Here is a 19046-nt window from a genome sequence, read left to right on the forward strand (position 1 = left end):
GCGGCCGGGAGCCAGCTCCCGGCCGCACCCGCGATCACTACTCAATCGCCAGTCCAGCGATCGAACGATCAGGACTTGGGGATCTCCTGGTCCGGGACGACCTTGCCGCCCTGCACCTTGAACGCCCAGACCTTGACCTGCGCCGGGTCGAGCTCGCCGCCCTCGACGAACTTGTAGCTGGCGGCAACGCCCTCGCCGCTGTAGCCCTTCACGAACTCCAGCAGGTCGGCGCGGCTGCTCTTGCCGGCCTTGATGCCCGCCAGCAGGATGTTCGCCGCGTCGTAGGCGGTGTCGCTGTAGGTGCCCGGGTCGGTGCCGTTGAGCGCCTTGAAGTCGGCGGCGAAGGTGCCGCGCGCCTCGGTGGACGGAGCGCAGGGGCAGGTGAGGATGGTGCCCTCGGCGGCGGCCGCACCGGCGGAGGTGATGTACGCGCCGTCGTTCACGCCGTCACCGGCGACCAGCGGAGCGGTGACCCCGGCAGCGGTGAGCTGCTTACGGATCAGGCCGGCCTCCTGGTAGTAACCGCCGTAGAAGACCGCCTTCACGTTGGCGGCCTTGACCTTGGTGACCACACCGGAGAACTCGACCTGCTTGCCCTCGCCCTGGACCTTGTCGCTGCCCACGACCGAGGCGCCGAGAACCTTCTTGACCTCGTCGGCCAGGCCGGCGCCGTACGCGGACTGGTCGTCGATGACGTAGACCCGGTCGGCCTTCATCACGTTCTTGATGTAGTTACCGGCGGCGGGGCCCTGGCTCAGGTCGTTGCCGACCGCGCGGAAGAACGTCTTCCAGCCCTGCTCGGCGAGGCTGGGACGGGTCGCGGAGGGGGTGATGGTGACCAGACCGGCCTCGTTGAACAGCGGACCGGCGGCCTCGGACTCGCCCGAGTAGGCCGGACCCACGACACCCAGGATCTTGGTGTCGTCGATCGCCTTCTGGGCCAGACCCGGCGCCTGGTCCGGGCTGCCCTGCGAGTCGAGCTCGGCGAGCTCCACCTTGCAGTCCGGGTTCTCCTTGTTGTACTTGTCGACGGCCAGCTTGACGCCGTTCTTCTCGTTGATGCCCAGCGCGGCCGAGCTACCGGTCAGCGCGCCGAAGAAAGCGATCTTGCTCCCGCAGGCGCTGCCCCCGGAACCCTCATCGTCGCTGCCGCTGGAACAAGCGGTGCCACCGGCGACGAGCGCCAGCATGGCGACCCCGCCGATCACGCGTGCGAGCTTCTGCCTCAAGGCCCGAACCCTCCTCCGTCCATGATCCGAACCACCCGCCGCTGATTGGCCCTTGCGGGGTGGACGAACCAAGACCGTCGTCGCCGGTCTGGGCCGGGACGTTATCCCACCGGAAGCGGTGGCGTAAGACCTGGAAAGCGGGGTTGACCGAACCGTTACACGCGGTGGCGGATTCAAGCCGATCGCCGTAAGAACCGTAGGCGGGGAAAGGCTTTCACCAACTATTCCTCGGTAACGGGCCCATCGGCGATCACCCGCTACCGATCGATGGCCGGCAACGCCCCCCACCAGGCACGGGACGTTTTCCCATCGTCGGCGACCACGAACAGCCCGTCGTCGCCGACGGCCACCGCCAGCGCCGCGTCGCCACCGTCCGGCACCGGCACCGGAGTGATCACCGGAAGCCACGACGCGCCGCCGTCACGCGACATCCAGAGCCGTCGCTGAGCCCCGTCACCGGTCACCGCGACGAGCCGCCGACCCGCCGCCGCGAGCGCGTCCACCGACGACACCCCGGGACCCGCCGTACCGAACCCGCCGACCCGCCGCCACCCCTGCGCCGCACCCGCCGAACCGGCCGACGGCGAGCCGCAGTCGTCGCACCCGCGCCACACCGCGAACCGGTCACCCACCGGCCCGAGGACCACCGGCCCGCCGTCGGCCGGCACCACCGGCCCGCCGTCGGCCGGCACCACCCGCTCCGCCGCCCCGGCGGCGCCCGCCGGCACCGGCAACGCCGCGCGCCGCCACACCCGGCCGTCGGCCGAGGACCACGCGAGCGGAACCCGGGCCGTACCGCCGGGCGGCAGCAACGACCCCACCACCAGCCAACCCGAGCCCACCGCCGCCACGTCGTACGCCGCCGTCCGGCCCCGGCCGTCACCGGCCAGCTCCGCCACGCCCTCACGCAGTACGAACCCCTCGGCGTCCGGCGACGCCCACACCGACGCGCCGTCCGCGCGCGACCCGGCGACCAACCACCCACCCGGCCCGGCCGCCAGCCGCGACGCGCTCACCGCGCGCGGGCCACCGAACAACTCGAACGCCGCCGGCACCTCCCGCACCGGCCCACCCGGACGCCAGACCCACGTCCCGGTACGCGGATTGCCGTGCACACCACCGGTCTTCGCACCCAGCGCCGCCATCCCGTCGTCGCGGCACGCGACCGCGTAGAGCACGTGCTGACGGCCGTAGAACGTCTGCCCGCGTACCGGGATCGGCGACCAGGTCACGCCGTCCGATGAGGACCACACCGCCGGCCGGGTCTCCCCCGCCGCGTCGACCAGCCCACCCACCACGTACCAGCGGCCGGCACAGCGCGCGGCATCGCGGGGCACCGGGCGACCTGCGGCGCCGGCGGGAAGGGCCAGCTCCACGGCCCGCCACTCCGGACGCACCGGCGCCGGCACGGGCAGCGGCCGCGGGGTGGCGTGACAGGCCGCCACGAGCGACGCGGCAGCGGTCACGGCGGCGAGCGCCGGCCGGACGCGCACGGAAGGCATGGACCCGATCCTATCGATCGGGCACCTTCCGGCAGGTCAGGAAGCCGGCTGCTCCACCTCGCCGCCGGCGGTCTCGGCGAGGATCCGCTCGGCGACCTCCTTCATGGTCATCCGGTGGTCCATCGCGGTGCGCTGGATCCACTTGAAGGCCTGCGGCTCGGTCATGCCGTACGTGGTCATCAGCGCGCCCTTGGCGCGCTCCACGGTCTTGCGGATCTCCAGCCGGTCGGTGAGGCCGGCGACCTCCGACTCCAGCGCGGCGATCTCCGAGTAGCGGGACAGCGCGATCTCGACCGCCGGCACCAGGTCGCTCTTCTGGAACGGCTTGACCAGGTACGCCATCGCGCCGGCCGCCCGCGCCCGCTCCACCAGGTCACGCTGGCTGAACGCGGTCAGGATGATCACCGGGGCGATGCGCGCGCCGGCGATCCGCTCGGCGGCGGCCAGCCCGTCCATGATCGGCATCTTGATGTCGAGGATGACCAGATCCGGCTTGAGCTGCTCGGCGAGCTTGACGGCGGTCTCGCCGTCGCCGGCCTCGCCGACCACCTCGTAGCCCTCTTCGACGAGCATCTCGGCCAGGTCCAGCCGGATGAGCGCCTCGTCCTCGGCGATCAGAACGCGCTTGCGCTCGGCGTCCGCCTGCATCTCGCCCACGAGCCACTCCCACCGGTTCGAGCCCGACACCCGCCCTGCCGGGTGTCGCCGCCCCTAGCGTAGTAGGTAACCTATGGCACGACGCGAGAGCGTCGCGCGAGCCTGTCCCCGTATTCCAACCGGTAGAGAAACGGAGCTCAAACCTCCGACAGTGTGGGTTCGAATCCCACCGGGGACACCGAAACTGTCGTACGCGCGTTCGAAGATGTCCGCGTGCATCCACCCGAGATACGCGCGCGAGCACGTCAGGCCTTCCTGTCCGGGGCCACCGTCGCGGAGGCGGCCCGCGCAGTGGGCCTCAACTACCGAACCGTCTGGCACTGGTGCAGGGATCGGCCGGAGTCGAGGCAGCACGGCACCGCGCTGCGGTGTTTCCGCTGCCGCGAGGGTGTCCGCGTTCCGACAGATCCGGCGGCCTATGCCTATCTCCTCGGGCTCTACCTGGGCGACGGGCATCTCGTGACCAGGGCGCGGGTGCCGGTGCTCCGGATCTCCTGCAGTGACAGTTGGCCCGGGCTGATCGAGGCTTGCGACGACGTCATGCGGCGGGTCCTGGCGGCGAAGGTCCAGCGCGTCCAACATCCGGGCTGCGTCAGCGTGCAGAGCTACGGCAAGCACTGGCCGTGCCTGTTCCCACAGCACGGACCCGGCAAGAAGCACCAACGCCCGATCGTCCTGGCGGACTGGCAGCGCCCCATCGTCGAGGCTCAGGCGGGCGACTTCCTGCGCGGCCTCTTCCACTCCGACGGGTGCCGCTTCGCCAACCGCGTCGTCGTCCGGGAAAAGGAGTACGTCTATCCCCGTTACATGTTCCACAACGAGTCGGCCGACATCATGGGCCTGTGCCAGCAGGCCCTCGACCGGCTCGGCATCGCCTGGCGGATGAACCGCCCCAACTCCCTGTCGGTGGCCCGCCGGGAGGCGGTCGCCGCCCTCGACCAGCACGTCGGCCCCAAGTCGTGACCGGCCCGCGCCGCCGACCCGGCCGACCGGCAGGCGTCAGATCCGCGCCAGCGCCCGCGCGAGGTCCGCCCGCAGGTCCTCCGGGTCCTCCAGGCCGACCGAGACGCGCAGCAGCCCGCCGCAGGGCTTCGCGTCACCCTCGACCGGCCGGTGGGTGAGCGAGGCCGGGTGCTGGATCAGCGTGTCGACGCCGCCGAGCGACACCGCGTGGGTGATCAGTTCGCAGGCGCCGGCGACCTCGGCCGCGGCGGGCGCGCCACCGCGTACCTCGAAGGCGAGCAGGCTGCCGGTGCCGGACATCTGCCGGCCGACCAGCCCGGCCGGGTCGTGCAGGGACGGGTGGTGGACGCGCTCGACGGCGGGGTGCCCGGCGAGCCAGGCGGCGAGCTTCTCGGCACCGGCCTGCTGGGCGCGGACGCGCAGCGGGAGGGTCTGGATGCCGCGGTGCAGCAGGTACGCGCCGAGCGGGTGCAGGACGGCGCCGGTGACGGCGCGGACCTGGCGCAGCCGGGCGGCCCACTCGGGGGCGCAGGCGATCACGCCGGCGAGGACGTCGCCGTGGCCGCCGATGCTCTTGGTGGCGCTGTGCAGCACGAGCGCGGCGCCGTGGCGGGCGGGCTGCTGGAGCACCGGGGTGGCGACGGTGTTGTCGACGAGCAGCGGGACGTCACCGGCGGCGTCGGCGAGTGCGGCGATGTCGACCAGGTCGAGGCTGGGGTTCGCCGGGGTCTCGACCACGACCAGGGCGGTGTCGGGGCGGATCGCGGCGGCAACGTCGGCGGGGGTGGCCCAGGTGACCTCGGTGCCGAGCAGGCCGGTGGCGAGGACGTGGTCGGTGCCGCCGTAGAGGGGGCGGACGGCGACGATGTGGCGGTTGCCGTCGCGGGTGGCGGCGAGCAGGGCGGCGGTGAGCGCGGCCATGCCGCTGGCGAAGGCGACGGCCTCGGCGGTGCCTTCGAGCTGGGCGAGCGCGGTCTCGAACCGGGCCACCGTGGGGTTCCAGAGGCGCTGGTAGACGGCGCTGCCGCCGGCCGGGAGGGTGCCACCGGTGGCGAGCGTCTCGTAGTCGTCACCGCCGCCGGCCACCGAGGGCAGCGGGTTGGTGGTGGACAGGTCGATCGGCGGGACGTGGACGCCGAGCCCGGCGAGGTCGGCGCGCCCGGCGTGTACGGCTGCGGTGTCCACGGAAGTCATGCCGGAAGCGTCGAACATGACGATGACTAGAGGCAATAGCGGCGAAGAAGATTCTGGAAATCACGCTTTCGCCCAGCGGCGATTCGGTGAAGGATGGTCACATGCCTGCCGCACCGAATGATGTACGGCCGTTCGCCGGCCTGGACGACGTCGACCGCGCGATCCTCACCGAACTGGCGGCCGACGGCCGGCTGCCGAACAACGCGCTGGCCGAGCGGGTCGGGGTGGCGCCGTCGACGTGCCTGACGCGTACCCGGGCGCTGCGCGAGTGCGGGGCGATCCGCGGGTTCCACGCCGAGGTGGACCCGGCGGCGGTGGGGCTGCCGTTGCAGGCGCTGGTGTCGGTGCGGTTGACGGCGCACGAGCGGGCCGCCGTGGACGCGTTCCGGGCCCGGTCGGTGCGGCTACCAGGGGTGGTGTCGGTGTTCCACGTGGCCGGCGCGGAGGACTACGTGCTGCACGTGCGGGCCGCCTCCGGTGACGCGCTGCGGGACTTCGTCCTCGATCACCTGGCTGTCGATCCGGCGGTGCAGCACACCCAGACCAGCCTGATCTTCGAGCAGGCCCGGGGTATGGGGTAGCGCACCCGGCGGAACAATTCCGGCACGTGACCTGTTGCACCACGCTGTGATCGACGTACCCATGTCTGTTCTTGATCTTGCCCCGGTGGCGGCGACCGGCAACGCCGGTGAGGCGCTGCGGTACACCACGGAGCTGGCCCGCCGCGCCGAGGAACTGGGCTACCGCCGGTTCTGGGTGGCCGAGCACCACAACATGCCCGCGATCGCGAGTTCCGCGCCGGCGGTGCTGCTCGCGCACCTGGCGGCGAACACCAGCACCATCCGGCTCGGCTCCGGCGGGGTGATGCTGCCTAACCACGCGCCGCTGGTGGTGGCCGAGCAGTTCGGCACCCTGGAGGCCCTGCACCCGGGCCGGATCGACCTGGGCATCGGCCGGGCGCCCGGCACCGACCAGGTGACCGCGCTGGCGCTGCGCCGCACCATGGAGGGCCTGTCCGCGGAGCACTTCCCGCGTGAGCTGGCCGACCTGATGAACTACTTCTCCGGCGCCGAGCCGGGCCCGATCACCGCGACGCCGGGCCGCGGCCAGTCGCCGCAGGTGTGGCTGCTCGGGTCGAGCGGGTTCAGCGCGCAGCTGGCCGGCCTGCTCGGGCTGCCGTTCTCGTTCGCGCACCACTTCAGCTCGCAGAACACGATCCCGGCGTTGCAGCTCTACCGGCAGAACTTCCGGCCGTCGCAGTGGCTGGACCGGCCGTACGCGATGGTGGCGGTCAACGCGGTCTGCGCGGAGACCGACGAGCGGGCCGAGTGGCTGGCCGGGCCGGCCGGGCTGTCGTTCCTGAAGCTGCGCTCGGGGCGCCCGGAGCCGCTGGTCACGCCGGAGGAGGCGGCGGCGTACCCGTACTCGGAGTTCGAGCGGGAGTTCGTCGCCCAGCGCCGCGACGGCCAGGCGACCGGCTCGCCGGAGACGGTGGCCCGGCAGCTCGGGGAGCTGCTGGAGCGCACCGGCGCGGACGAGCTGATGCTCACCACGATGGTGTACGACGTGGCGGACCGGGTCCGCTCGTTCGAGCTGATCGCCGAGAAGGTGGCGGGCGGGCTGCGCCGGGAGGGCTGAAACACGCTCTTCATAGCCACGTCACCGCAGCGTCGCGCGGGACGCATAACTTTGTCCCCGGTGGTGGTACGGCATTCCCGGTCGGGACGGGTCGGGAATGCTGCGGTGTGGTGCACCGGGTCGCCGGCGGAGCGGATTCCGCGGCCGGCGACCCGGTGCCTGTCGTTTCAGCGCAGGTAGATGTTCGGCGCGGCCGGGGTGCTCATGCCGTCGCCAAGGTAGAAGCCCGGGTGCGGCGGCTGGTTGTAGGCGGTGTTCTGCCAGGCCACCGCCACCCGGTACTGCGGGTCGTGCATCAGCGTCGGCAGCCGCAGGCCGGTGGTGACCGGCGTGCTGTAGATCCGGAGCGCGGTGCTGTCGGAGGTGCGCCAGACGACCTCCTCCCGCCAGTCGCCGAGCAGATCCGCCGAGAGCGCCGGGGTGGACTTGGTGCCGTTGTTCGAGGCGACGCCGCTGCCGGTGAGCAGCCGGGTCTCCCCGCCGGTGCCGTACTTGTCGATCTTCGTGGCGTCGAGCAGCTCCCGGACCGGGTCGCCGTCCCACCAGATCAGGAAGTTCGCCGACGACGGCTTGCGCCCGACGTTCTGGCCCCGGGTGTTGAGCAGCCCGTCGACGGCCGACGACCAGGACTCCGCGCCCGGGCTGCCGGCCCAGACGTCGCCGGAGACGCCGCGGCCGTTGTCGCCGTTCGGCGCGGTCTGCCAGATGATCTGCCCGGTACGCGCGTCGGCCATCCAGGAGCTGGGCTTGCTGCCGTCCTCGTCGACCTTGAACACCTCCAGGCCGGCGCGGGACGGGTCGAGGTCGCCGACGTGCAGCGCGTCGCCGTGGCCGTTGCCGGTGGAGTACAGCAGCCGGCCGTTGTCGTCGATGGTGGCGGCGCCGTACACGATCTCCTGACGGCCGTCGTTGTCGACGTCGGCCACGGAGAGCTGGTGGTTGCCCTGGCCGGCGGCGGCGCCGTTGCCGGAGGCGTTCGAGTCGAACGTCCAGCGCTTGCGCAGCGTGCCGTCGCGGAAGTCCCAGGCGGCGACGACGGCCCGGGTGTAGTAGCCACGCGCCATGATCAGCGAGGGGCGCTGCCCGTCCAGGTACGCGGTGCCGGCGAGGAACCTGTCGACCCGGTTGCCGTACGAGTCGCCCCAGGACGAGACGGTGCCGCGCGGCGGGTCGTAGTCGACTGTGGACAGGGCCGCGCCGGTGCGGCCGTCGAACATGGTCAGGTACTCCGGGCCGGCGAGCACGTAACCGCTGGAGTTGCGGTGGTCGGCCGAGCCGTTGCCGATCACCTGACCGGTGCCGGAGCGGGTGCCGTCGGCGGTCTTCATGGCCACCTCGGCGTCTCCGTCGCCGTCGTAGTCGTACACCTGGAACTGGGTGTAGTGGGCGCCGGCGCGGATGTTGCGGCCCAGGTCGACGCGCCACAGCCGGGTGCCGGTGAGCGTGTACGCGTCGACGTAGACGTTGCCGGTGTAGCCGGACTGCGAGTTGTCCTTGGCGTTCGACGGGTCCCACTTGAGCACGAACTCGTAGCGGCCGTCGCCGTCGAGGTCACCGACGCTCGCGTCGTTCGCCGAGTAGCCGTACCCCTCCCCGGCCGGGGTGGTGCCGCCGGGCGGCGGCTGGATCGGCACGTCCAGGTAGCCGTTGGCGAACTGGAGCGCCGGGGCCGACGCCGCCTGCTCGGCGCCGTTCACCACGGCCCGCACGGTGTACGCGGACCCGGCCGCCGCGCCGCTGTCCAGGTACGTGGTGGCGCCGGTGATCGGGCTGGCGTTGGCCTTGGTGCCACCTCGGTAGAGGTTGAACGCCACACCGGTGGTCTCGGTGCCGAGCAGCCGCCAGGAGACGAGGTTGCCGCTGCCGGAGCGGACGCTGACCAGCCCTCGGTCGAGCTTCTCCATCTGCTTCGCCCCGGCCGGCGGGTCGGTGGGCGGGGGCGTGGTTGGTGGCGGTGTGCTGGGCGGAGGTGTGGTGGGTGGCGGTGTGGTGGGTGGCGGCGTGGTGGGCGGAGGCGGCGTCGACGGCGGCGCGCTGGTGGACGGCGCGCCGGTGCAGGCGGTGCCGTTGAGCGTGAACGCGGCCGGCACCGGGTTCGACGCGTTGTTCCACGAGCCGTTGAAGCCGAAGTTCGCGGTGCCGCCGGTGCCGATGGCCGCGTTGTAGCCGGCGTCGCGGGCGCTCACCTGCGCGCCGGACTGGCTGACCGTCGCGTTCCACGCCTGGACGACCTGCTGGCCGGCGGCGAAGCTCCAGCCGAGGGTCCAGCCGTTGACCGGGTCGCCGAGGTTGGTCACTGTCACGTCGGCGCCGAATCCGCCGCTCCACTGGTTGGTGATCCGGTAGTCGACCCGGCAGCCGGCGGCCGCCGCCGCGGCGGTCATCGTGGTGAGCGCGCCGGCCGACAGGGTGAGCGCCGAGGCCGCGGCGAGCAGCGCGAGCCGGCGGCGTGGGGTGGTGAGGTGCACGGAGATGCCTTTCGCGGAGGTCAGGCACGCGACGACGCCGGCCTGCCCGGACCGGCGGATACGTGCCCTGACGCGACGGGCGACGTCAACGCATCGACGTCGATGATTCGGCTCCGCGCTCCGTCAGCCTAGGTCACCGCCGGACACCCCCACAAGCGCGGCGGCGTGCGCGGGGCGGGCAGCGCGGCGGCGCGGCGTGGGCGTGGCAGCGCGGGCGGGGCGGGGCGGCGCGGCGGTGCGGGCGGGGCGGCGGGGCGGCGGGGCGGCGGGGCGAGGCGGCGCGGGGCCGGGCGGGGCGGCGAAACGGCGCGGTGGAGTGGCGGCGCAGGAGCGCGGCGGCCAACAGCCGACGCCGACGCCGACGAGATGCCTGAAAGCCGATATACCTCAGAGTCATGATTATGACTCTGAGGTATATCGGTCAGCAGGACATGTCTCTACGGCGCGCGACACGCCGAGACAGAGCACTCCTGGGCGATGGCGCGGCCCGGGAACGCGAGCGGCTCAGCCCTCGACGGCGGCGGCGAGCTTCCGCGACTCCGCGGCCTCGGCAGGCTCGGAGGTCTCGGCGGTGACCACCGGCTCCGGGACTTGCCCCGACTTCGCGGCCTCTGCCGACCCGACGGATTCCCCCGGCCGAGCGGGCTCCCCCGCCTCCGCGGGCGACGCGGAGACGGGCGCGGCCTCGACCGGCGGCGCGGAGGCCGGCGGCGCGGAGGCCGGGGACGCGGAGGCCAGCGCCGCTTCGACGGTGGCGCGGGCGCGGCGGGTGCGGCGCAGCGCCCGCACCGCCAGGACAATGGCGACCACCCAGGCGACACCGAGCAGCGCGTACACCACCACCGGCGCCGAGCCGCTCACGCCGCCGGCGCTGAGCAGCGTGCGGGCGTTGGTCAGCACGATCACGCCGCCGATCACGGCGCCGAGCAGCTGAGCGGGAACGATGCGGACCAGCCAGGCCGCGATCGGGGCGGCGATCAGGCCACCGATCAGGAGCGCCGCCACCGTGGGCAGCAGGAAGCCCTCGGTGCCCAGGCCGATCAGGAAGCCGACGCTCGCCGCGCCGGCCACGACGAACTCGGAGGTGTCGACCGAGCCGATGACCTTGCGGGGTTCCATCCGGCCGGAGACCAGCAGCGCCGGGGTGGCGACCGGGCCCCAGCCTCCGCCGCCGGTGGCGTCGACGAAGCCGGCGACCAGGCCGAGCGGGGCGAGGAAGCGGCTCCGCAGCCGGCCGGCGGCGCGGGTGGCCCGAAGCGGCCGGGAGAACCGCACCAGCAGGTACGCGCCGAGCGTGAACAGGATGGCCGCCATCCACGGCGCGGCGGCCTCGGTGGAGATGGAACTGAGGAACGTCGCCCCGGCGAACGCGCCGATCGCGCCGGGCAGCGCGATCCGGCCGACGACCCGCCAGTCGACGTTGCCGAAGCGCCAGTGCGAGACGCCCGCGGCGAGCGTGGTGCCGATCTCGGCCAGGTGCACCGAGGCCGACGCGGCGGCCGGCGCGACACCGGCGAACAGGAGCAGCGTCGAGGAGGTCAGCCCGTACGCCATGCCGAGCGAGCCGTCGACCAGTTGCGCGGCGAGCCCGACGAGGGCGAGGACCAGCAGCTTGCGCACGAGCGCCCCCTGACTTTTCGGTATCTCCTATCGACTTGGTCGACAATGCGGCACGAAGGTGGTCCCGGTCAAGTCCCCCATCCGGTTGGTAGGACGCGCCGGACGGCGCGGTCAGCTCCAGGCGCGCGGGTCGGCGGCCAGTTCGTTGACCCGGCCGGGCAGCTCACCGGAGGCCACGTCGGCGATCGTGACCAGCTCCAGGATCTCCCGCTCGCTGGCCCGCAACGCGATCCAGACGTCCTGCAACGCGCGGGCCGCGCCCTGATAGCCGAGCTGTTCCGGACGCTGGCCGCGCACGTGCGCGAGCGGCCCGTCGATGACGCGGATCACCTCGGCCAGGGAGATCTCACTCGCCGGCCGGGCCAGCCAGTAGCCGCCCTCGGGGCCACGCTGGGCGTGCACGATGCCGCCCCGGCGAAGCTGGAGCAGGATGCTCTCCAGGAACTTCGGCGGGATGTCCTGGGACCGGGCGATCTGCTCGGCGGTCACCGGGCGGCTCCGCTCGGCGGTCCCGTCCGCGACCGAGGCCAGCTCAGCGGCCGCGCGGAGGGCATAGTCGACCCGGGCGGAAAGACGCATACGGCCAGGTTAGTCCGCTCGGGTGGGGGCCGCCCCGCCGACCCGCGCCCGGACGATCATCACCCGCCGCTCAGCCGCCGACGCGGCGCAGCAGTCCCTCCTGCACGGCGCTGGCGATGTGCCGCCCGTCGGCGGTGAACATGCGGCCGGTGGCCAGGCCACGGCCGCCCGACGCGGACGGGCTCCAGCAGTCGTACAGGAACCACTCGTCGGCGCGGAACGACCTGTGGAACCACAGCGCGTGGTCGAGGCTCGCGCCGACCACGCCGCCCGGGCCCCACACCTCGCCGTGCACCGACAGCACCGAGTCCAGCAGCGTCAGATCGGAGGCGTACGTCAGCGCGCACGCGTGCAGCAGCGGATCGTCCGGCAGCTTGCCGTCCAGCCGCATCCACACCCGCTGGTGCGGTTCGGCCGGGCGGTCGCCGGGGCGTACCCAGCCGGGCTCGCCGACGTAGCGCACGTCGATCGGGCGCGGGATCATCCCCCAGATGCCGAGCCGCTCCGGGTAGCGGGAGAGCCGGTCGGTCATGGTCGGCACGTCGTCCGGGCCGGGCACGTCCGGCGGCACCGGGGCGTGGTGGTCCAGCCCCTCGTCCTGCCGCTGGAACGACGCCGACATGAAGAAGATCGGCTTGTCGTGCTGCAACGCCACCGAGCGGCGCACCGAGAAGGACCGGCCGTCGCGGACGTTCTCCACCTGGTACTCGATCGGCTCGGCCGGGTCACCGGGGCGCACGAAGTAGCCGTGCAGGGAATGCACGGCCCGCTCCGCGTCGACGGTGCGGCCGGCGGCGACCAGGGCCTGGCCGGCGACCTGCCCGCCGTAGACCCGCTGCGGGCCCACCGGCGGGCTCATCCCCCGGAAGGTCATCTCCCCGGTACGGTCCAGGTCGAGCACCTCCAGCAGCTGGTCGACCGCCGCCTGCCCGGTCGCCGCAGCACTCACTGGAGCGCTCGCGCCGAGGCCGCGTCCACGAGCGAACCCAGCTGGTGCACGCGCAGCGTGTTGGTGGAGCCGGGGGTGCCGGGCGGGCTGCCCGCCACGATCACCACGTAGTCGCCCGGATTGGCCCGGTTGAGGCCCAGCAGCGCCTGGTCGACCTGGCGGAACATGTCGTCGGTGTGCTGGACGAACGGCATCAGGAACGTCTCCACGCCCCAGGAGAGCGCGAGCTGGTTGCGCACCTCCGGTACCGGCGTGAAGGCCAGCAGCGGCAGGTCGCAGTGCAGCCGGGCGAGCCGCTTGACGGTGTCGCCGGTCTGCGAGAACGCCACCATGGCCTTGGCGCCGATGGCCCGGGCGATGGAGGAGGCGGCCACGGTGAGCGCGCCGCCGTGCGTACGCGGGTCGTGCTGCAACCGGGGGACGGCGATCGAGCCGGCCTCGGTGGTGGTGACGATCTTGGCCATGGTGCTGACGGTGAGCACCGGGTACTTGCCGACGCTCGTCTCCCCGGAGAGCATCACCGCGTCCGCGCCGTCGAGCACCGCGTTGGCCACGTCGGAGGCCTCGGCGCGGGTCGGGCGGGAGTTCTCGATCATCGAGTCGAGCATCTGGGTGGCCACGATGACCGGCTTGGCGTTCTCCCGGCAGAGCTGCACGGCGCGCTTCTGCACGAGCGGCACCTGGTCCAGCGGCAGCTCGACGCCGAGGTCGCCGCGGGCGACCATGACGCCGTCGAAGGCCAGCACGATCGCCTCGAGGTGGTCGACCGCCTCGGGCTTCTCGACCTTGGCCAGGACCGGGCGGCGCACGCCCTCCTCATCCATGATCGAGTGGACGAGCTTGATGTCCTCGGGTGAGCGGACGAACGAGAGCGCGACCAGGTCGACACCGAGGCCGAGGGCGAAGCGCAGGTCCTCCGCGTCCTTGTCGGACAGGGCCGGGACGCTGACCGCCACGTTCGGCAGCGAGACGCCCTTGTTGTTGGAGACCGGGCCGCCCTCGGTGACCAGGCACCGGATGTCGTTGCCGGTGACGTCGCTGACCTCGACCGCGACGCGGCCGTCGTCGATCAGCAGCCGGTCGCCCGGCTTCACCTCCTGCGGCAGCTTGCGGTAGGTGCAGGAGACGCGCTCCTTCGAGCCGACGACGTCGTCACCGGTGATCACGACCGAGTCGCCGGTGCGCCACTCGTGCGGGCCGTCGGCGAACCGGCCCAGCCGGATCTTGGGCCCCTGGAGGTCGGCCAGCACCGCGACCGGCTTGCCGGACGCCTCGGCGGCCTCGCGGACCAGCCGGTAGACCGATTCGTGGTCGGCGTGACTGCCGTGGCTGAAGTTGAGCCTCGCCACGTTCATGCCCGCCTCGACGAGCCCTCGGATACGCTCCGGGGACGAGGTGGCGGGGCCGAGAGTACAGACGATCTTCGCGCGGCGTGTCACGCCCATCAGGCTAGTCTCTCCTCCGGATCGGCCTCCCGGCCGACCCCTTGCGGACAGCGGAACAGTTGTCCAACGACGCGCGTGTACCGCGCGGGCGGGCGGTTGGCGTACCGCACCGGAACGTCGTGTGTGGCGGGCATCGGCGACCGCGCGGCGGAAATGGTACCCCTCGCCGTCACGTGCCGGCCGGGTGCTCCCGTGGATGCCGTCCGCCCTCGCCGTGGCGCGGCCCCGCCGGACCGGCCGGGGGCAGGTTCGGGCAGCCGCCGGGCGGCCGGGCCGCGATGATCTCGGCGAGCAGGTGGTCGGCGCGCAGCCCGGACGCGGTCCGCTCCAGCGGGACCCGGCTCGCGGCGCCGTGGAAACTGGTGCAGCGCGATCGCCGAGAACGGCGACGAGACCGCGCCGGCCGTCAGCTCTCCGTCTTGACCAGCGGGAACTCCAGCGAGCCGGCCGGGCAGAGGAAGGTCAGCACCTCGACCCGGTAGAGCCCGGCCTGTACCGCCGGGTCGGCCTCCATGACGCTGCGCACGTCGTCCACCGAGCCGGTGCGGGCCAGGCCGAAGCCGATCGGCGGGTCCGGTTCCCGGGCCGGGCCGTCCACCGAGCCGTCGACGAGCACGATGCCGCGCCGTTGCAGCGCCCGCATGTGCTGCAGATGCTCGGCCTGCAGCCGTTGCACGGTCTCCTCCGGCAGGGCCCGGCCGGACGGCCCCGGGTAGAGCACGATGCACTCGTACGTGTCCAGCGCGAAGTCGAGCCGTGGCGTCGTGCCCATGCGCACCTCCTGCTGACCACCGTTGCGCCCAGCCTCGCACGGCGGTCCGGTGCGCCGGGGTCGCTCGCCGCAACTATCAGTGCTTCGCCGCCACGATTCGGGGAATGTCCAGGGGTCGGGGCGCGCGCCGCCCGCGACCGCGTACGAGCACAGGAGGACCGCGATGGCCACCAGCACCCAGCCCGCCAAGGCGTCGGGCAGCTACCGGATCGGTGGTGACCTGCGGGTCGACCGCCTCGGCTACGGGGCGATGCAGCTCACCGGCCCCGGCGTGTGGGGCGACCCGAAGGACCCGGCCGAGGCGGTACGGGTGCTGCGCCGCGCGTACGAGCTGGGCGTCACGTTCATCGACACCGCCGACTCGTACGGGCCGTTCGTCAGTGAGCTGCTGATCCGCGAGGCGCTGCACCCGTACGCCGACGACCTGGTCATCGCGACGAAGGCCGGACTGACCCGCTCCGGTCCGGACGACTGGCGGCCGGTGGGCCGCCCGGAGTATCTGCGCCAGCAGTGCGAGCTGAGCCTGCGCCACCTGGGCCTGGACTGCATCCCGCTCTACCAGCTGCACCGCATCGACGCGAAGGTGCCGCTGGCCGACCAGCTCGGCGAGCTGGCGCTGCTGCGGCAGGAGGGCAAGGTCCGGCACATCGGGCTGTCGCAGGTCAGCGTCGAGCAGATCGAGGCGGCCCGGGAGATCGTCCCGATCGTGTCCGTGCAGAACCTCTACAACCTGGCCGACCGCGGCGCCGAGGACGTGCTGGCGCACTGCGAGCGGCACGACCTGGCGTTCATCCCGTGGTTCCCGATCGCCACCGGCAACCTGGCCCGCCCCGGCGGCCCGCTGGACGCGATCTCGACCTCACACGGCGCCACTCCGGCGCAGCTCGCGCTGGCCTGGCTGCTGCGCCGCTCGCCGGTGATGCTGCCGATCCCCGGTACGTCGTCGGTGGCGCACCTGGAGGAGAACGTGGCGGCGGCCGAGGTGGAACTGACCGACGACGAGTTCGAGGCGCTGGCCAAGGCGGCCTGAGTCGGCCGCCGTCCAGCCCTTTCGCGGAACGTGATCGAGCAACTACCGTCAGAAGGATTCTCACGAGTGGGGGTCCGCTGTGGAGGAGTTCGACTATGTCATCGTGGGGGCCGGCGCGGCGGGGTGCGTGCTGGCCAACCGGCTAACCGAGGATCCGGGAACGCGGGTGCTGCTGCTGGAGGCGGGCGGCTGGGACCGCAGCCCGTACGTGCGCGTGCCGAAGGCGTTCTCCCGGCTGATGGACGACGAGCGCACCGCCTGGCACTACCCGGCCACCACCGGGCCGGGCCGCCAGGAGATCTGGCAGCGCGGCCGGATGATCGGCGGCTCGACGTCGGTGAACGGCATGATCTGGAGCCGCGGCGCGGCCCGCGACTGGGACGCCCTCGACCCGCTGGGCTGGGGCTGGTCGGCCATGCGGCAGGTGTTCACGCGGCTGGAGGACCACCCGCTGGGCCCCGCGCCGCACCGGGGCGCGGGCGGGCCGGTGCGGCTGTCCATCGCCACCGGCACCGACCCGCTCGCCGAGGAGATGGTGGCCACCGGCGCCGAGCTGGGCTGGCGCCGGGCCGACGACCTGGACGCCGCCGACGACGAGCGGATCGGCTACCCCACCGCCACCATCCACGGCGGACGGCGGGTCAGCGCCGCGAACGCGTTCCTGCACCCGGTGCGGCGCCGGCCCAACCTGACCGTCGAGGTCGGCGCCGTCGTGCTGCGGGTGCTGGTCGAGGGCGGCCGGGCGGTCGGCGTACGGGTGGCGCACGGCGGCCGGGAGGTCGAGCGCCGGGCGGCCGGGGAGGTGATCCTCGCCGCGGGCGCCCTGGCCACCCCGCACCTGTTGCAGGTCTCCGGCATCGGGCCGGCGGACACGCTGCGCGCCGCGGGCGTGCCGGTGCTGCTCGACCGGCCCCGGGTCGGCGCGGGGCTGCGCGAGCACCGGTCGATGGTGCTGCAGTACCGCCTCGCCGAGCCCGGCGGCCACAACATGACCATCGGCAGCCCGCTCGGGCAGGCCCGGGCCACGCTGCGCTGGCTGCTCACCGGCGGCGGCCCGCTCGCCCTGCCGGTGCTGGACGTGGCGGCCCACGTCAAGTCCCGGCCGGACCTGGACCGCCCGGACGCGCACCTGCTGATGGCGCCGTTCTCGGCCGCCCCGCCCCGGCCCGGCAAGGCCCTCGAACTGGAACGGGAACCGGGACTGATGTGCCTGGGCACCGTCACCCGGCCGGACAGCGAGGGCCGCCTGGCGATCACCGACGCGGACCCGCGTACGCCGCCGGCTGTCGTGGCGAACTACCTCACCACCGACCACGACCGGCGGGTGGCGGCGGACCTGTTCCGCCGGATGCGGGAGTTCTTCGCCACCGGGCCGATCGCGAAGCGGATCCGGGCCGAGACGGTGCCCGGCCCGGCGGTCCGCACCGACGCCGAGATCGTCGAGGCGGCGGTGGCGCGCGGCTACTGCGGTTACCACGCCATCGGCACCTGCGCGATGGGCGACGGCGACGACCACGTGGTCGACCCGCAGCTGCGGGTACGCGGCGTGGACGGGCTGCGGGTGGTCGACGCGTCGGTGCTGCCGGTGATGGTGGCGGGCTGGACCAGCGCCCCGGTGAGCGCGCTGGCCTGGCGGGCCGCGGACGTCATCCGCGGGCGGGACGGGAGCTGACAGCGCCCGGGCCCGCGCGACGGCGGGCCCGGGCACCGGTGTCAGACCGCGAAACAGTTCGGCCGGACCGGGGCGCCGGCGAGCACCTGGCGCACCACCGTGTACGTGGTGCCGTCCAGCACCAGCCCGAGGTGGCCGACGACCCGCAGCGGGCACCACGCCTGCACCAGCACGTTCGTGGCGCCGTCGGCGAGCAGCGCGTTGTCCACCGGCCGGACCAGCTCGTCCTGCCAGGTGCGCACGGTGGCCCAGCGAACCGGCCCGGGCGTGTCGTCGCCGGCGTTGAGGTCGGCCAGGAAGCTCGACCCGATCGACATCTGCTGACAGGCGATCACCCCGGCGCAGCTGCCCAGCCCGAGGAACGCGACCAGGTTGGCGACGTACGTGCCGTACTGCGGGCTGCCCAGGCTGACGTACTGGTCCACGGTGGCGGCGCCGCCGAGGTACTTGACGTACCAGCGGCTGACCAGGCCGCCCTCGGAGTGGCCGACCAGGTCGACCCGGGCCGCTCCGGTGGCGGCGCGGACCTGGTCCACGTAGGTCGAGAGCGCACGGGCGGACTCGCGGATGTCGCCGAGGCCGAGGTTCGGCAACTGGAAGATCGAGACGCGGTAGCCGTCGGCGCGCAGCCGGGCGGCGATCGGCTCGTACGCGATGGAGATTCCACTGAGGCCGCCGACCACGATCACCGGGTCGGCGGCCGCGGCGGCGGCCCGTTGCGCGGCGGTGGTGACGGTGGCCGTGTTCGACGGGGCGGCGGGTTCGGCGGCGGCCGCCTGGGCGGCGGCCGGGACGAGCAGGACGGTGGCGGCGGTGGTGGCGGCCAGGATCGTTCGGAGCAGCATGGGCTGCACCTCCGAGGGGGAGGCACCCGGGCGGACCGGGAGGGGACGGGTGGGATCCGATCGATCGTGGACACGATGATGCGTGTCCGATTTCAGACACGTCAATGAAAAGTTACGCGGCGGTAACCACTTGTCGCGCCCACCGCGCAAACCGGCAAGCCGGGCCGGGCTCAGTTGCCCAGCGCCTGGACCTTCGCGATGGTCTCCTGGACGTGCTGCCGGGCCGGCTCCCCGCCCTGCGCGGCCTGCGCCAGCGCCTGCCGGTAGGAGTCGATGACGCCGATCAACGGCCCGGCCGTGGCCCCTTCCAGCGCGCCCGCCACCAGCGCCCGCGCCTCCGCCGCGTCCTGTGCCGCGGCAGCCGTGCGCGCCTTGGCCTCGTCCAGCTTCTGCGCCGCCGCCGCCAGCCTCGCGATGATCTCCGCCGCGCTCACAACCCCTCCCCCACCTCACCCACCCTCGGGAACCCTACCGCCCTCCCCC

Annotated in this window: 17 protein-coding genes and 1 tRNA gene; 6 read left to right on the forward strand and 12 right to left on the reverse strand. The window is 73.2% G+C overall.

What is annotated here, in order from left to right:
• Nucleotides 1-68: 68 nt before the first annotated feature.
• The 3 genes from J3R08_RS21990 to J3R08_RS22000 form a co-directional block, all read right to left on the reverse strand.
• Entirely contained in the window at nucleotides 69-1229 is a 1161-nt protein-coding gene (locus J3R08_RS21990; protein ID WP_064445276.1) for a branched-chain amino acid ABC transporter substrate-binding protein, read from the reverse strand.
• Between the two features lie 257 nt (nucleotides 1230-1486).
• Complete coding sequence (locus J3R08_RS21995) at nucleotides 1487-2731, reverse strand: hypothetical protein (protein ID WP_064445275.1); 1245 nt, start codon at nucleotides 2729-2731, stop codon at nucleotides 1487-1489.
• Nucleotides 2732-2767: 36 nt separating this feature from the next.
• Complete coding sequence (locus J3R08_RS22000) at nucleotides 2768-3388, reverse strand: ANTAR domain-containing response regulator (protein ID WP_043331122.1); 621 nt, start codon at nucleotides 3386-3388, stop codon at nucleotides 2768-2770.
• A 104-nt stretch (nucleotides 3389-3492) separates the two neighbouring features.
• Between J3R08_RS22000 and J3R08_RS22005 the strand changes: the two genes are divergently transcribed.
• Nucleotides 3493-3566: transfer RNA gene (locus tag J3R08_RS22005), tRNA-Leu, on the forward strand.
• A gap of 35 nt (nucleotides 3567-3601) precedes the next feature.
• Complete coding sequence (locus J3R08_RS22010; protein WP_064445274.1) at nucleotides 3602-4351, forward strand: hypothetical protein; 750 nt, start codon at nucleotides 3602-3604, stop codon at nucleotides 4349-4351.
• Nucleotides 4352-4387: 36 nt separating this feature from the next.
• Here J3R08_RS22010 and J3R08_RS22015 read toward each other — a convergent pair whose 3' ends face one another.
• Nucleotides 4388-5563, reverse strand: a complete 1176-nt coding sequence (locus J3R08_RS22015; protein WP_064445273.1) for a PLP-dependent aspartate aminotransferase family protein — start codon at nucleotides 5561-5563, stop codon at nucleotides 4388-4390.
• 83 nt (nucleotides 5564-5646) lie between these two features.
• Between J3R08_RS22015 and J3R08_RS22020 the strand changes: the two genes are divergently transcribed.
• Nucleotides 5647-6126 carry an Lrp/AsnC family transcriptional regulator gene (locus J3R08_RS22020; RefSeq protein WP_030503801.1) on the forward strand — a complete coding sequence of 160 codons (480 nt, stop codon included), beginning with the start codon at nucleotides 5647-5649 and terminating at the stop codon, nucleotides 6124-6126.
• Nucleotides 6127-6187: 61 nt separating this feature from the next.
• Nucleotides 6188-7183, forward strand: a complete 996-nt coding sequence (locus J3R08_RS22025; RefSeq protein ID WP_187694485.1) for an LLM class flavin-dependent oxidoreductase — start codon at nucleotides 6188-6190, stop codon at nucleotides 7181-7183.
• Nucleotides 7184-7350: 167 nt separating this feature from the next.
• Here J3R08_RS22025 and J3R08_RS22030 read toward each other — a convergent pair whose 3' ends face one another.
• The 6 genes from J3R08_RS22030 to J3R08_RS22055 form a co-directional block, all read right to left on the reverse strand.
• Nucleotides 7351-9651, reverse strand: coding sequence for a cellulose binding domain-containing protein (locus J3R08_RS22030; protein WP_209962648.1), 2301 nt, complete (start codon nucleotides 9649-9651; stop codon nucleotides 7351-7353).
• 504 nt (nucleotides 9652-10155) lie between these two features.
• Nucleotides 10156-11271, reverse strand: coding sequence for a sulfite exporter TauE/SafE family protein (locus tag J3R08_RS22035; RefSeq protein ID WP_209962650.1), 1116 nt, complete (start codon nucleotides 11269-11271; stop codon nucleotides 10156-10158).
• A gap of 111 nt (nucleotides 11272-11382) precedes the next feature.
• A complete protein-coding gene (locus tag J3R08_RS22040; protein WP_043329564.1) occupies nucleotides 11383-11850 on the reverse strand; it encodes an Rrf2 family transcriptional regulator in 468 nt (155 codons plus the stop codon).
• A 70-nt stretch (nucleotides 11851-11920) separates the two neighbouring features.
• Nucleotides 11921-12799: an acyl-CoA thioesterase II gene (locus J3R08_RS22045; protein WP_043329561.1), complete on the reverse strand. Its 879-nt coding sequence runs from the start codon at nucleotides 12797-12799 to the stop codon at nucleotides 11921-11923.
• Complete coding sequence (gene pyk / locus J3R08_RS22050; RefSeq protein ID WP_043329559.1) at nucleotides 12796-14244, reverse strand: pyruvate kinase; 1449 nt, start codon at nucleotides 14242-14244, stop codon at nucleotides 12796-12798. Before pyk ends, J3R08_RS22045 begins: the two co-directional genes overlap by 4 nt.
• A gap of 406 nt (nucleotides 14245-14650) precedes the next feature.
• Entirely contained in the window at nucleotides 14651-15016 is a 366-nt protein-coding gene (locus J3R08_RS22055; protein WP_043329557.1) for a YciI family protein, read from the reverse strand.
• Between the two features lie 163 nt (nucleotides 15017-15179).
• Between J3R08_RS22055 and J3R08_RS22060 the strand changes: the two genes are divergently transcribed.
• Nucleotides 15180-16046: an aldo/keto reductase gene (locus J3R08_RS22060; RefSeq protein WP_209962652.1), complete on the forward strand. Its 867-nt coding sequence runs from the start codon at nucleotides 15180-15182 to the stop codon at nucleotides 16044-16046.
• 79 nt (nucleotides 16047-16125) lie between these two features.
• Nucleotides 16126-17718: a GMC family oxidoreductase gene (locus J3R08_RS32745; RefSeq protein WP_209962654.1), complete on the forward strand. Its 1593-nt coding sequence runs from the start codon at nucleotides 16126-16128 to the stop codon at nucleotides 17716-17718.
• Nucleotides 17719-17759: 41 nt separating this feature from the next.
• Here the strand turns inward: J3R08_RS32745 and J3R08_RS22070 are convergent, their stop codons facing one another.
• Both J3R08_RS22070 and J3R08_RS22075 read right to left on the reverse strand, forming a co-directional pair.
• Nucleotides 17760-18563 (reverse strand): alpha/beta fold hydrolase, encoded by an 804-nt coding sequence (locus J3R08_RS22070; RefSeq protein ID WP_064445267.1) that lies wholly within the window; start codon nucleotides 18561-18563, stop codon nucleotides 17760-17762.
• A gap of 170 nt (nucleotides 18564-18733) precedes the next feature.
• Nucleotides 18734-18997 (reverse strand): DUF6244 family protein, encoded by a 264-nt coding sequence (locus J3R08_RS22075; RefSeq protein WP_013287536.1) that lies wholly within the window; start codon nucleotides 18995-18997, stop codon nucleotides 18734-18736.
• Nucleotides 18998-19046 lie beyond the last annotated feature (49 nt).

This window comes from Micromonospora sp. HB375 (assembly GCF_017872985.1).
Classification (GTDB): domain Bacteria; phylum Actinomycetota; class Actinomycetes; order Mycobacteriales; family Micromonosporaceae; genus Micromonospora; species Micromonospora chalcea.